Source organism: Streptomyces daqingensis (assembly GCF_014645895.1).
Classification (GTDB): domain Bacteria; phylum Actinomycetota; class Actinomycetes; order Streptomycetales; family Streptomycetaceae; genus Streptomyces; species Streptomyces daqingensis.
In genome coordinates this window covers 1-12,165 of the sequence record NZ_BMMP01000007.1, presented here as the reverse complement: position 1 = coordinate 12,165, position 12,165 = coordinate 1, and the positions used below count along the sequence as shown (strand labels likewise).

At 72.4% G+C, this 12,165-nt stretch carries 17 protein-coding genes; 10 read left to right on the top strand and 7 right to left on the bottom strand.

All coding sequences use genetic code 11. The annotated features are described in order from the left end of the window. Positions 1-25 precede the first annotated feature (25 nt). Complete coding sequence (locus tag IEY56_RS11700; RefSeq protein WP_189037100.1) at positions 26-496, bottom strand: pyridoxamine 5'-phosphate oxidase family protein; 471 nt, start codon at positions 494-496, stop codon at positions 26-28. Positions 497-616: 120 nt separating this feature from the next. Next, positions 617-982 (bottom strand): PH domain-containing protein, encoded by a 366-nt coding sequence (locus IEY56_RS11695; protein WP_189037099.1) that lies wholly within the window; start codon positions 980-982, stop codon positions 617-619. 368 nt (positions 983-1,350) lie between these two features. Here IEY56_RS11695 and IEY56_RS11690 point away from each other — a divergent pair, with 368 nt between their 5' ends. Beyond that, a complete protein-coding gene (locus tag IEY56_RS11690) occupies positions 1,351-2,649 on the top strand; it encodes a hydroxyacid-oxoacid transhydrogenase (protein ID WP_189037098.1) in 1,299 nt (432 codons plus the stop codon). 46 nt (positions 2,650-2,695) lie between these two features. Here the strand turns inward: IEY56_RS11690 and IEY56_RS11685 are convergent, their stop codons facing one another. Then, the gene (locus tag IEY56_RS11685) at positions 2,696-2,962 is read right to left on the bottom strand and encodes a hypothetical protein (RefSeq protein ID WP_189037097.1); all 267 of its coding nucleotides are present in this window, start codon (positions 2,960-2,962) and stop codon (positions 2,696-2,698) included. 252 nt (positions 2,963-3,214) lie between these two features. Between IEY56_RS11685 and IEY56_RS11680 the strand changes: the two genes are divergently transcribed. From IEY56_RS11680 to IEY56_RS11665, 4 genes are all read left to right on the top strand, one after another. Next, positions 3,215-4,183 carry an AraC family transcriptional regulator gene (locus IEY56_RS11680; RefSeq protein WP_189037096.1) on the top strand — a complete coding sequence of 323 codons (969 nt, stop codon included), beginning with the start codon at positions 3,215-3,217 and terminating at the stop codon, positions 4,181-4,183. A gap of 192 nt (positions 4,184-4,375) precedes the next feature. Then, entirely contained in the window at positions 4,376-4,867 is a 492-nt protein-coding gene (locus IEY56_RS11675; RefSeq protein ID WP_189037095.1) for a hypothetical protein, read from the top strand. A gap of 108 nt (positions 4,868-4,975) precedes the next feature. After that, positions 4,976-5,458: an MSMEG_6728 family protein gene (locus IEY56_RS11670; RefSeq protein ID WP_189037094.1), complete on the top strand. Its 483-nt coding sequence runs from the start codon at positions 4,976-4,978 to the stop codon at positions 5,456-5,458. A 132-nt stretch (positions 5,459-5,590) separates the two neighbouring features. Continuing rightward, positions 5,591-6,010 carry a hypothetical protein gene (locus IEY56_RS11665; RefSeq protein WP_189037093.1) on the top strand — a complete coding sequence of 140 codons (420 nt, stop codon included), beginning with the start codon at positions 5,591-5,593 and terminating at the stop codon, positions 6,008-6,010. 65 nt (positions 6,011-6,075) lie between these two features. Here the strand turns inward: IEY56_RS11665 and IEY56_RS11660 are convergent, their stop codons facing one another. Both IEY56_RS11660 and IEY56_RS11655 read right to left on the bottom strand, forming a co-directional pair. Beyond that, positions 6,076-6,834, bottom strand: coding sequence for a hypothetical protein (locus IEY56_RS11660; protein ID WP_189037092.1), 759 nt, complete (start codon positions 6,832-6,834; stop codon positions 6,076-6,078). Beyond that, the gene (locus IEY56_RS11655; protein ID WP_189037091.1) at positions 6,831-7,631 is read right to left on the bottom strand and encodes a hypothetical protein; all 801 of its coding nucleotides are present in this window, start codon (positions 7,629-7,631) and stop codon (positions 6,831-6,833) included. Before IEY56_RS11655 ends, IEY56_RS11660 begins: the two co-directional genes overlap by 4 nt. Positions 7,632-7,988: 357 nt before the next feature. Between IEY56_RS11655 and IEY56_RS11650 the strand changes: the two genes are divergently transcribed. The 3 genes from IEY56_RS11650 (at position 7,989) to IEY56_RS11640 (ending at position 9,821) form a co-directional block, all read left to right on the top strand. Continuing rightward, a complete protein-coding gene (locus IEY56_RS11650; RefSeq protein WP_189037090.1) occupies positions 7,989-8,579 on the top strand; it encodes an RICIN domain-containing protein in 591 nt (196 codons plus the stop codon). A 148-nt stretch (positions 8,580-8,727) separates the two neighbouring features. Next, positions 8,728-9,141 (top strand): VOC family protein, encoded by a 414-nt coding sequence (locus IEY56_RS11645; protein ID WP_189037089.1) that lies wholly within the window; start codon positions 8,728-8,730, stop codon positions 9,139-9,141. Between the two features lie 203 nt (positions 9,142-9,344). Continuing rightward, complete coding sequence (locus IEY56_RS11640; protein WP_189037088.1) at positions 9,345-9,821, top strand: nucleoside deaminase; 477 nt, start codon at positions 9,345-9,347, stop codon at positions 9,819-9,821. A 64-nt stretch (positions 9,822-9,885) separates the two neighbouring features. Here the strand turns inward: IEY56_RS11640 and IEY56_RS11635 are convergent, their stop codons facing one another. After that, positions 9,886-10,131 carry a hypothetical protein gene (locus tag IEY56_RS11635; RefSeq protein ID WP_189037087.1) on the bottom strand — a complete coding sequence of 82 codons (246 nt, stop codon included), beginning with the start codon at positions 10,129-10,131 and terminating at the stop codon, positions 9,886-9,888. A gap of 281 nt (positions 10,132-10,412) precedes the next feature. Between IEY56_RS11635 and IEY56_RS11630 the strand changes: the two genes are divergently transcribed. After that, positions 10,413-10,709, top strand: coding sequence for an acyltransferase family protein (locus IEY56_RS11630; protein ID WP_189037086.1), 297 nt, complete (start codon positions 10,413-10,415; stop codon positions 10,707-10,709). A 29-nt stretch (positions 10,710-10,738) separates the two neighbouring features. Further along, complete coding sequence (locus tag IEY56_RS11625; protein WP_189037085.1) at positions 10,739-11,119, top strand: MmcQ/YjbR family DNA-binding protein; 381 nt, start codon at positions 10,739-10,741, stop codon at positions 11,117-11,119. An 84-nt stretch (positions 11,120-11,203) separates the two neighbouring features. On the opposite strand, the gene IEY56_RS11620 is transcribed toward IEY56_RS11625, so the two are convergent. Beyond that, entirely contained in the window at positions 11,204-11,959 is a 756-nt protein-coding gene (locus tag IEY56_RS11620) for a DUF6333 family protein (RefSeq protein ID WP_189037084.1), read from the bottom strand. Between the last annotated feature and the right edge of the window lie 206 nt (positions 11,960-12,165).

Genomic DNA, 12,165 nt, shown 5'->3' with positions numbered 1-12,165 from the left:
ACCGTCCGCCGGGGCGGGAACCGTCTCAGACCAGCCACTCACCGTCGCGCATGAGGGTCCGCCCGGGCATCTCGGCCACGGTTCCCCACGCCTGCAGCACCTCGGGACGGACCTGGAAGAAGACGTAGGAGGAGTGGGAGCGGCGGGGGTCCCAGCCGTCCTTGGCGGCGAACGCGTCCCCCACTTCGGGCGCGAGATCCTCGCGGGTCACCATCCGCGCCGTGCCGTGCATCAGCACGACGTCCCGGGTGGAGCCGAAGCAGAGCCGAGCGCGTCCGGAGGCACGCAGGTTCCGCCCCGTCGGATTGGTGTCGCGGGTCGCCAGCCACACCGTCCCGCCGTCCCACCAGAACGCGAGCGGAACCAGACACGGTTCCCCGGCGGCGTCGGCGGTGGCCACCCACACGTCGTTGTCCCGCGCGAGCCGTTCCAGCGCTTCGCGCTTGCGGCGCTCCTGGCTGCGGGGTCCGTCCGGGGGGACGTTCGTCTCCGTCACGGGGCGAGGCTACGGCGCGGTGACGCACCGCCACATCGGGCGGAGGCCGTAGGCCGCGAGGCCGAGGACCGCCCCGCACCGGCACCACGGAGGCACCGGTCCAGCGGGACGGGAAGGCGCCTACCGCGCCACGAACGCCGTGAGGATCGCCTGGACTTCGTAGATGTCGACGCCCTTGGTGAACGTCTTCTGCAGGGGCGTCGTGCTGCCCGAGACCCAGATCTTGAGCTCCGCGTCCAGGTCGAACGTCCCGGCCGTCTCCACGGCGAAGTGCGTGATGCTGCGGTACGGGACGGAGTGGTACTCCACCTTCTTGCCGGTCATGCCCTGCTTGTCGACGAGGATCAGGCGGCGGTCGGTGAAGAGGATGGTGTCGCGGATCAGCAGGTACGCGGCGTGCACCTGCTCGCCCTGCCCCATCAGCCGCGCGTACTCCTGCTGCGCGGACGCCGGGTCGACGGTGTGCGCGTTGCCGAACAGTGCCATGCCAGCCCCCAGTCGGTGAGTGCGGACGCGTCACACGTCCGCCCTTCGAACCGTAACCCACCGGTGGGACGCGGAAGTCGGGCGCAGGAACGGACGCGGACAGGGAGGCGCGGGGGCGCGGGGACGCGGCACGGGGGCGCGGCCGCCTCCGCCCCGTGCCCGGTGCGCCCCCGGCCGCCTCTGAGGGCGGGGAGTTTTTGTGGCTTCGGTGCGGAGTCCGTACGAGGCCGGCTGCCATGCGTGCGCGGTGCGAACGCGGTCATACTGCCCGCAGGGGCCCATGCCGGCAGTGTGCGGGCCGCCCGGCTGGGTACCGGCCCGGCCGCCCCCCTGAATCCGCCGTCGAGAGCAAGCGGAGGCACACCCTGATGAGCGGCGACGAAGCAGGAGAGCCGGCCGAGGAGACGATCTTCACCTGGGGCGCGCCGCCCTTGAAGTTCGGCGCCGGCGCATGCGACGAGATCGGCTACGAACTGGCGCAGTACGGGGCCGGGCGCGTCCTGGTCGTCACCGACCCGGGCGTGCGCGAACTCGGCATCCCGGACCGGGTGGCCGACAGCCTGCACCGGTACGGTGTCGCGGCGGAGGTCTTCGACGGGGTGCACGTCGAACCGTCCGACGCCAGCTTCGCCGCCGCCGTCGAGCACGCGGAGTCCCACGGCCCCTGGGACGGGTTCGTGGCCGTCGGCGGAGGTTCGGCCATCGACACCGCGAAGGCCGTCAACCTGCTCACCTCGTGCACCGGCGAGCTGATCGACTACGTCAACGCGCCGGTCGGGCGCGGCAAGGCCCCCGACCGCCCGCTGAAGCCGCTCGTCGCGGTGCCCACCACCGCGGGCACGGGCGCGGAGAGCACCGCGATGTGCGTCCTCGACGTGCTGTCGATGAAGGTCAAGACCGGCATCAGCCACTGGCGGCTGCGCCCGTCGCTGGCCGTCGTCGACCCGCTGCTGACGATGAGCCTCCCGCCGGAGGTGACCGCCTCGTCCGGCATGGACATCGTGTGCCACGCCGTGGAGTCGTACACCGCCCGGTGGTACGGCGGCTTCGGCAGGCGCGCCCCCGAGGAGCGGGTCACCTACTGCGGCGCGAACCCCGTCTCCGACCTGTGGTGCGAGAAGGCGATGGGCCTCATCGCGAAGTCCTTCCGCCGCGCGGTGTACGACGGAGCGACGGACGTCGAGGCCCGTACGGACATGATCATGGCGGCGACGTTCGCGGGCATGGGCTTCGGCAACGCCGGCGTGCACATTCCGCACGCCAACGGCTACCCCATCGCCGGCATGGTCGGCGACTACCGGCCGCGCGGATACCCGCAGGACGAACCGATGGTGCCGCACGGCCAGGCCGTCTCGCTGACGGCGCCCGAGGCGTTCCGGTTCAGCTTCGCGGCGGCCCCGGAGCGGCACCTCCGCGCGGCCGGGCTCCTGGCCCCTGACAAGGAGCAACTCGACGATCCCGCCGAGCAGTTGCCGCAGGTCCTCGTCGACCTGATGCGCGACATCGGCATCCCCAACGGCATCGGCGCCGTCGGCTACGGCGAGAGCGACGTCCCCGCGCTGGTGCCGGGCACGATGAAGCAGCAGCGGCTGCTGACGACGTGCCCCCGGCCGGTGGACGAGGAGGACATCGAGCGGATCCTGCTGAACTCCGTGCAGAACTGGTGACGCGGGCTCGTGTGAACGGGCCGTCGGCGGGACGCGCTTGCCCGTCTCAGGGTTGAGCCGCCACCGCCACCGCCACCGCCGCCGTCGGAGATCGGATCGCGGAGCGGCAGCCGGAGGGGGCCGTGCCGGACTCCCCTTCGACGGTGGCCTCCACGTCGGAAGTGCGCCGCAACGCCGGGCGCCTGCGGGTGAGTTCGAGCGCTCTGCCGGGCGGCGGCTGCCGCGCTGCCTCGTCGGACTCCCACAGCAGCACCGCTCCCCAGCGCTCCGTCTCCGCGCCGGAGAGCCGCACCTCGTGGCGGAGCCCGGGCACCCCGGAGCACGCCCCGGCCCCGACCGAACCAGGGCCCGCCGGACGACGACGGCCCGCACGGCGGTCTCTGCCGCCCCGGGCACCTCCCGCCCGGCCGGGCGGGCCGCGCGCCGACGGCGTAAGTGCAGTTCAAGAGGTGTTTCGGGACTGTGCGGCCGGCCGGGCCCAGCACGGTGCGGTGAGGAGTACGGTCGAGGGAGAAGGCCCTGCCGCAGCGCAGGCGCAGCCCCGCTTCGGAGCCGGGAGGCGGCCATGTCGGTGGATGTCGAACGGGTACCGGTCCTGCGGTCGGAGTTCGCCACGTCGGACCCCAACGCGGCGGAGGTGATGAGCGCCGAGATGTACGGCGCCTTCAAGCCGCGTTACGGCCCCACGGACGGCTTCACGTTCGACGGGCGCCGCACGACCGCCGGCAGCATGAGCCTGGACCACCTCGTGCATTCGAGCATGAGCATCGACGTCGCCCCCCTCGACTATCTGATGTTCGTCTTCGTGACGGGCGGGACGCTGAACGTCACGGCGGGCGACCTGGAGACGCGGCTGCGCATCGGCGACACGGCGGTCCTCCCCGCAGGCGTCCCCCTCTCGATGAGCTGGGAACGCCTCGGCAAGGAGGTCATCTCGGTGCCGCTGCGCGCCGCCGAGCAGGCCGCGGCGGAGACCGGCGCCGGAGACGGGGTGAGCTTCGTCGGGACGACCCCCGTCTCCGCCGCCATGGACAGGTTCTGGCGCTCCACGGTCGGCTTCGTCGCCCACCAGCTGGAGACGCCGGAAAGCCCTCTCGCCGAGCCGCTCGTATACGTCCAGGCGCTCAATCTGCTCGGCGCGGCGGCCGTGAAGACGTTTCCCAACACCACCATGACCGCCGACTACCAGCCGGGCCCGGGCACCGTCACACCGGCGGTGCTCCGCCGCGCGGTCGAGTTCATCGACGGCAATGCCGCTCTGCCCCTGACCCTGACGGACATCGCCCGTTCCACGTCCGTCACGCCTCGCGCGCTGCACGACGGCTTCCTCCGGCAGTACGGCACGAGCCCGCTGGACTACCTGCACCGCGTCAGGCTGGAGCGGGTCCGCCGCGACCTGCAGGCCGCCGACCCGCGCTCGGGGGTGACCGTCGCCTCCGTCGCCACCCGCTGGGGGTTCCTGAACCGCGGCAAGTTCTTCGCCTCCTACTACGAGCGCTTCGGGCAGCACCCCGCGAGCACGCTCCGGTCCTGACAGCGGACGCACGGTCCGTCCGCCCGCTCGCCGGTGGCTCGTGAGGAAGGCCACATCACGGGGGCGGGCCGGGCGCCGCGGCGCCGTGAACTGGGCGGTAACTTCCGGGACTTCCCGTGCCGCGCTCCGCGCAGAGCCGGGTGAGTACTCGTACTCATGGCGGCCCTGGCACGCCGTGCCACGATGACCCGCATGCGAATACAGGGGATGCACCAGCTGGCCGCCGGCGTTCTGACCATCGCGGCACCCGTGGCCACCTGGGGACTCGTGGGACGGCAGGACGAGCCGGGCGTACCGCCCCGGCAGCTCGACCGCGCCGTCCAGCCACCGGACGTCCCGGCGGGTGTGGAGACCGCGCTCGGACTGGGCGCCCTCCTGCTGGCGGCGCTCAGCGCCGCACTGCTCGTACGCGCCTCACGCAGCGGTTCGTTCGACCGCCGCTGGTGGCAGGTGCTGGCGCCGCTCGTGGCGGCCGGGGTGCTGGCGGGAGCCGGCTGGCAGGTGGTGACCGCCGGGGTGATCGGAGCCAACATCGGCGCCGGTATGTTCCTGGTCCTCGGCACGCCCGTGATCGCCGGACTGGTCCTGTGGGCCGTGGGCCGCGGGATCTGGCTGGCACGCCCCAGGGGCGGCGGCCTCGGCGGCGGACTCACACCGGGAAGCCCGGCGGGCTCCGGCGCCTGAGCGTCCGCGCGACACGGACGCGGCGCGGCAGCGGGCCGCGGCGCGGATCCCGGCGGCGCCCGGCAGCGGTCCTTCGCGCCTTCTCCCCGTCCTGGTAGGGACGAGCGCATGCAGACCTTCCTGCCCTGTCCCGATTTCGTCGAGGCGGCACTGGTCCTGGACCGCCGCCGGCTCGGCAAGCAGCGCGTAGAGGCGCTGCAGGTCCTCCGGGGCCTGACCGTGCCGGGGTACGGCTGGCGCAGGCATCCGGCCGTGCGGATGTGGGCCGGGTACGAGGAGGCGCTCGTCCGCTACGGGCTTGACGTCTGCCGGGTGTGGCGCGACCAGGGCCATCAGGACAGCTGCGCCGCCTCGCTCGTCGCCGGGCTCGCCGGACTGCGTCCCGGCACGCCCGTACGCCGGCAGCCGGAGCTGCGGGACGCCGGTGAACTTCCGCCCTGGCTGGGCGACGAGGCCTTCCACCGCAGCCACCGGTCCGCGCTGATCCGCAAGGACCCGGACACGTACGCCCCGCTCTTCCCGGGCGTCCCCGACGACCTGCCGTACGTCTGGCCCGCGTCGGACAGGCCCGGTTCGCTTCCCGGCGGCTGACGGCCGAGGGCGACGTCCGCGCAGGACCGGGCACCCCTCGCCGGGCGGACCGGACCGTCCCGCGGCGGCGGGCGAACGGGCGGCTGCGATACTGCTCGCGCTTCTCAGGAGTCGAACGGGTGGGCGGGAACCGTGTCTCAGCGGCGGAAGAGAAATCAGCGGGCAGTCGGGATCGTCGCGCTGACGGCGCTTGCGGGCGTCCTGTACGGCGGATGCGGCGGCGGCGACGGCGTGCCGACCGGTCGCCCGGGGAAGGGCGACGACTTCGACCGTGACGACATCAGGGTCGAGGTGGTCGAGTGCGCCACCGAGAAGAACCCCGAGGCGACCGTGAAGGTCACCGCCAACACCTCGCCCTCGGACCGGCGTTACTTCATCGGTCTCGACTTCCTCGACGCGGACGGCGAGGTCGTCGACACCGCCTCGCTGAAGCTGACCCCGCAGCCCGACTCCCCGGACGACGAGGAGATCACGGAGAACGTCGAGATGCCGATGACCGAGAGCGGGAAGGCCGGCGAGGTGGCGTCCTGCGAGATGGACCACGCCTTCTGATCCGCGGCGACTTAGTGACCCGCTGACCCGCCGCGTCCCCGAGCCCTCGTCAGGGCCGGTCGTCGTCAGGCCGTGAGCAGTTCGGCGAGCCTGTCGTGGACGTCGTCCTTGCCGTCCGCCCGGCTCGGCGTCAGATCCCGCTGCTCGCGGGTGTCCCGGGACAGCACGTGCAGGCGCCCGTGGTTGCGGGCCAGTACGAGGTCGGTGCTGCCCTCGGCGACCTCCGCGGACCCCTGAGCGGTGTAGTGGGTGACGGTGACCAGCGCCGACCGCTCGGAGCCGTCGAGGACCCCCTCGATGTCCGCGGGGGAGTCAGCGCCGGACGGACGGCCCCGGGGCAGCCAGTCGACGAGCATGCCGAGCGCGTCGTCGAGCTTGTACAGGCCCACCTCGTGGACGCCGAGCGCGTCGATGCGGACCATGAGGCAGATCCGCTCCGGCTGCGGGAGCAGCAGGATGCGCCACGGCTCCCCCGCGCCGGTACCGGTCGTCCGGGCGTCGAGCACCTTCCGCGCCCTGCGCTGGAACGCGACCACGATGCCCAGGTCCCCGCGTACCTCGACCTGTTCGGCGCTCGACCCCGCAAGCAGCAACTGGCGCGCCGCCAGGGAGCGGACGGCCTCGGCGAGTACGTCGTCCGGCGGCCGGGCCTCGAGGAAGTCCACGATCGCGTCGACGGCGGTGAGTTCGGCGACCGTGTAGGCGCCGAGCAGCACCGGCCCGGTGCCGACCAGGTTCACCACGGCCGACACCAGCCCCTCCGGTACGGACGCGTCCCCGGTCTCGCCCGCAGCGGGCGAGGAACCGTTCCGGTCACCGCTCATGCCGCTCCTCTCCCCAGCCACTCGTCCGCCTCGGGGGGCGGCTCCGGCCGCGTCCGCAGGATCGACGCGGCGATACGCGAAGGCGTCTCCGTGACCCACACCTCGGAGTTGCCGAACAGCCCCCGGCCCGCCCTCCCGGTCAGGGCGCTGCCGAGTTCCCCGGTCAGGTCCTGCCGGTCCGGCGGGGGGAAGCGCGGGGCCAGGTCCTGGGAGACGGCGGTCGCGTCGTCGTCCTCCTCGATCCGCCGCAGCGCCCGGGTCAGCGACCGCGCGACCGGAGGCGTCAGGGAGGTGGGCACCGCCAGGGCCGGCGAGAGGTACATGGGACGCCGCTCGGTCATCCGGGACAGGCCCCACGGGCCGACGTTGCTGCTGGTGATCCGGTACACCACGTAGTCCGCGAGGTGCCTCAGGTCGTTCAGCGTGGGCAGTTTCCGCTTGCCGAAGGCGGCCGGGGTCTTCTCCAGCTGCACCCAGGTTCCCTGCGCGGTGCGCCCGTGCAGCTTCTCCCTCACGACCTGCCCGCGCATCCCGATGTCGGGGTAGCGGCTCTTGTCGATGTCCCGGTGGTGGCTGGAGAGACGCTCGCGGCTTCCCCTCGCCGACCGCCACGCCTCGTACAGCTCCGGATCGTCCACGAGGACGTGCCCGCCGCACAGCACGTCGTGCAGCTGCGGCACCTGCAGCCCGTTCCGTTCCAGGTCGGCGAGGATCGCGGCCTCCTCGGCGCTGAGGCGGCCGACCGCCGACAGCAGCCCCTTCCGGTAGGCCCCGGCCCGGGCCGTGATCTCGATCATGAGCCGGACCCTGCGGCGCTGCTCCTCGGCTGCCTGCCGCGCCCGCCCGCCGGCGGAACGTGTCTTGCGCCTCCGCCTGCTCCGCGCGGCCGAAGCCGGTGTGTGCTCTCGCTTCACCCGGCCAGTACAGCACCGCGTGCGATGGCCCGCGCGGGCTCGGTTCCGCGGGCCCCGGAGGTCCGGCCGGGAGGGGACGCGCCCCGTTGCGCCCATACCGCGGCGGGCGGCCCCGCGGGCGGATCCGGCACCTTTCCCTTCGTTGGTGTGGAGCGTGTCGGCCGACCGGGTGACGGGCCGGATGAACGGCGGCCGGGTGAGCAGGCTGCCTCGTCCAGGAAGCAGCAAGCGAGGAGACGCATGCGCCGCATCAAGTCCGCCGTCCTGACCGCAGTGTTCGCGACCGTGCCGCTGGCGGCGGTCCAGACTCCCGCCTCGGCGGCTCCGGGGACGTTCCCGGTCGACGAGAACGTCGTCATCAGCAACGCCGTGAGCGGCAACTACCTGAGCACGGACGGCCAGAACGAGAACCCGAACCAGGACGTCGAGGTCTGGGACAGGGACCCGATGGCCCACGACGGGTCGGGAGCCGTCTGGAGGATCAAGCGCACGTCCGGCGGCCACTACCGCATCCAGACGGCGCCGGTCCGCAAGGCCGTCCCGGTCTGCCTCTCCGCGAACGAGAACAGGCCGACCTCCGGCAACGCGAGGGTCCGCACCTGCAACTCCCAGGACTCCTCGCAGGATTGGAGGATCGTCGCCAAGCCGCAGGCGTACGACGCGCCGCCCACGGGGGAGTTCCGGATCGTGCCCGCCGACCACCGCCACCACTCGCTGGCCCCGGTCGACGCCCGTACCAACCCCAGGGTCCACCTCAAGCGCAACTGGGACCGGCAGCACCCCCCGGCGCTCGCCTACTGGCACATCGACGGCCGCACGGCGAGCTCGTAGCCGGCGGCACACGGATGACCGCGCGGCCGGCGGCCCTGGTCCGGGGCCGCCGGCCACGGTGCCCATGCGCGCTCCAGGGATGGTGCTCCCCGAGGCGGTTCCGGTTAGTGTGAGTAATCCGGTTATGCCCGCTTTGCAGGAGGTTCCCATGGCCTCGCGGCTCAACCCGTACCTCAGCTTCGGCGGCGACGCCCGCCAGGCGATGGAGTTCTACAAAGAGGTGTTCGGCGGCTCGCTGGTCCTGCACACGTTCGGCGAGTACGGCCAGAGCGGCACCCCGCACGCCGACAAGGTCATGCACGCCATGCTGGAGACGCCCAGCGGCTTCGTCCTGATGGGTGCCGACTCCCCGCCGGGCACCGAGCACACCGCGGGCAACAACCTCTCGGTGAGTGTCAGCGGCGACGACGACGCCGAACTACGGGGTTACTGGGAGAAGTTGTCAGCCCAGGGCTCGGTGGCGGTGCCCTTCGAGAAGCAGATGTGGGGGGACGTGTTCGGCATGTGCACGGACAGCTTCGGCACCCCCTGGATGATCAACGTCGTGGAGCGGAAGGGCTGACCGCAGAGGTCACCCGCCGGTGCCCGACGGCACGGCGGTGCTGAGCGTCCTCACGGCGTGGCCCGGATCGTCCGCGATCCGGGCCTCCGTGCGTCTCCGCACGCGTTTCCGGGGGCGTTCGCAGCGCCGGTACAGGGGAAATGCGGGCGCGCCGGTACGGCCCGGTCTAGCATCCGCTCGAAATCCCGACTGGAGGCTGTGCGTTGGACGACATCGAGTCGCGGCATCTGCGCCGTTGCGTGGAACTGGCGGGCGAGGCCCTCGACGCGGGTGACGAGCCGTTCGGCTCCGTGCTCGCCGACGCGGACGGGACGGCGCTCCGCGAGGACCGCAACCGGGTGGCCGGGGGCGACAGGACCAGGCATCCGGAGTTCGAACTGGCCCGCTGGGCCGCGGCGAACATGACTCCCGCGCAGCGTGCGGGCGCGACGGTCTACACCTCAGGTGAGCACTGCCCGATGTGCGCCGCGGCGCACGGCTGGGTCGGGCTGGGACGCATCGTCTACGTGAGCTCGTCCGCGCAACTGACCGGCTGGCTGGCGGAGCTGGGGGTGCCGGCACCTCCTGTGCGGCCGCTTCCGGTCCGGGAGGTCGCTCCCGGCGTCGCGGTCGAGGGCCCGGCTCCCGAACTCGCGGAGCAGGTACGAGAGCTGCACCGCCGTTTCCACAACGCGCCCTGACCGGACGGTAGTTCGCGGTCGAGCGCGGAGGGCGGCCCTGCCGGGGCAGGACCGCCCTCCGCCATCAGCACGGGGCGAGGGTGTCCTCGTCCTCCTGCGGACCGCCCGTGTCGCGAGCGGCCGCGCCGGCGGCACATACCCGCTTCAGCAGGATCAGCAGGCACAGGACGGACACCGCGTAGGCCGAGTAGTAGGCCTCGTCGTACAGGATGGCCCCGTGCCCGACCGTGGTGGACAGCCCTGTCCCTATCCCTGGGAAGAAAGTCGCCGCGCCCGCCACGTGAGGCACCGTCAGGGCCGCGAACCGCATCTGCGACTACCTGCTCGTGTTCTTGGGCGCACTCCAGCAGGACGGCCGGCATCTCCTCGCCGTGCACGCGGCGGTGGGGACGCGGGTAGAGGCGCAGCCGCCGCCGGTAGCGGTGTTCCAGGGTGCTCATGCCGTCCCTCCCGCGAGACCGTGCCGGAGACGGAGCCTCGTGGCGGCGATCGTGACGTCGGCTCGCATCCGCTCGACTTCGATCTCGAGCCGGCTGGCGCCCGCGTCGGTCAGCCGGTAGTAGCGGCGCGGACGCCGTCCACGACGGTCTCGTGGTCGCCGCGCTCACCTTCTGGGCCGGGCGCGCCCTGCGCCGTCGCCGCCTTCCGCGTCCGCTGACCGGGCTGGGGACGATCAGCTACTCGGTCTGCCTGCTGCATCCGGTGCCGCTGGCCGCCGCGGGCGCGGCTTGGGGCTCGCCCCGACACGGTGGCCCGCTGATGGCGTCCGGCTTCCTCGCGGTACTGCTTCCGCTGTGTGTGCTGACCCACCGCTGCATCGAGGCGTCCGCGCAGGCGTGGGGGCGGAGACTCGCGGACAGGGCGGGGCGGCCGCCGTCCCGCGGGTGAGTCCGGCCGGGGCGTTCTAGGTTGGTGCCATGCCCGATTCAGAGGACGTCCGCCGCATCGCGCTGTCACTTCCGGAGACGGTGGAGAAGGTGGCGTGGGAGATGCCCACTTTCCGCGTCGCCGGGAAGATGTTCGTCACCGTTCCCGACGACGAGACGTCGTTCGCCGTGCGCTGCCCCAGGCACGAGCGGACGGAGCTGATCGCGGCGGAGCCGGAGAAGTTCTGGGTGCCGCCGCACGAGGCGGGCAGCGCGTGGGTACGCGTGCGTCTCGCCGCGCTCGACGACGGCGACGAACTGCGCGACATCCTCGTCGACTCCTGGAAGCAGGCCGCTCCGGCCCGTCTGCTGGAGTCCTTCGAGAGCTCCGGCCTCCTCCCGGACTCCGGTACCGGCGACGGCGACGGTTGACGGGAGCGGGAGCGGCGACGGGAGACGGGAGCGGCACAGGGAGCGGCCGACGGGCCGGGTGCCCCAGGTCTCCGCGCCGTCGTCCTACGGGAACCAGACCGCGCCGATCTCGCTTTCGCCCCGCTCGGTCCGCTCCACCAGAAACGTCGACTGGTGGCGCTGCTCGTCCGCATAGACGCTCAGGGCGCCGTCGCTGACCACGTGAAGGAGTTCGTGGTAGTCCGCGATCCCGACGCCGCCTGGGCCCTCTTCATCGTCTTCGCTGGAGTCCTCCTCGAGGTACGCGGAGCCGTCCTCGTCGAGTGCGACGCCGATGGCGGCAAGTGTGGCTCTGGGGTCGCCGGTGATCCGCAGGCCGTCGATCTCTTCGATCAGCAGCTCCGGGACGCCCGGCACCGCCACGAGCACCTTCGAGTACGAGGCACCGAAGTCGCGTTCGCAGACGGCGACGATCCTCGCGTCGGGAAACCGCATCCGCTGCGCCTCGAACTCGTCCTCCAGAGCGCCGAACCCCAGCCCCTCCTCCATGAGCGCCGGATCGGTGATCTTCACCGTGGAACCCCACACGGCCGCACTCACCTCGTCCAGGTCCTCCCGCACGGACGGGCTTCCCGGAAGCGCGAGCCGGGCAGGGGCCTTTTCGCGACGCACCGCCGCGACCATCGACAGGGACAGCACCGCCGCTCGCGCCGCATCGGGATCGTGCGCTGTGACCGCCGGTCTCTCGCCCGGCCGGAGCGGGGCGGCGAACGGCGGGTGGACGATCACCAGGTGCGCCTCTCCGCTGTGCCGGAGGTCCACCGGCGTGCCGGGCGGAACGGGAGCGGTTCCTAAGCTCATGGCGGTGAGTATGGCGGGCCGGTCTGACAGCGAGACGCCGGGAGAAACCGGCAACGACTGTGTGCAGCACGGGAGTTGGCGGCCTCTTCGAACTGCTCGGCGACGGAGCCGACCACAGGGTTGCGCAGAGGGGTGCCTCTATGTGTTTCGTCAAGCGGTGGTTGGGGTGCGTGGTTCGTAGAAGGTGCCGTCTCTGAGCATGGCGA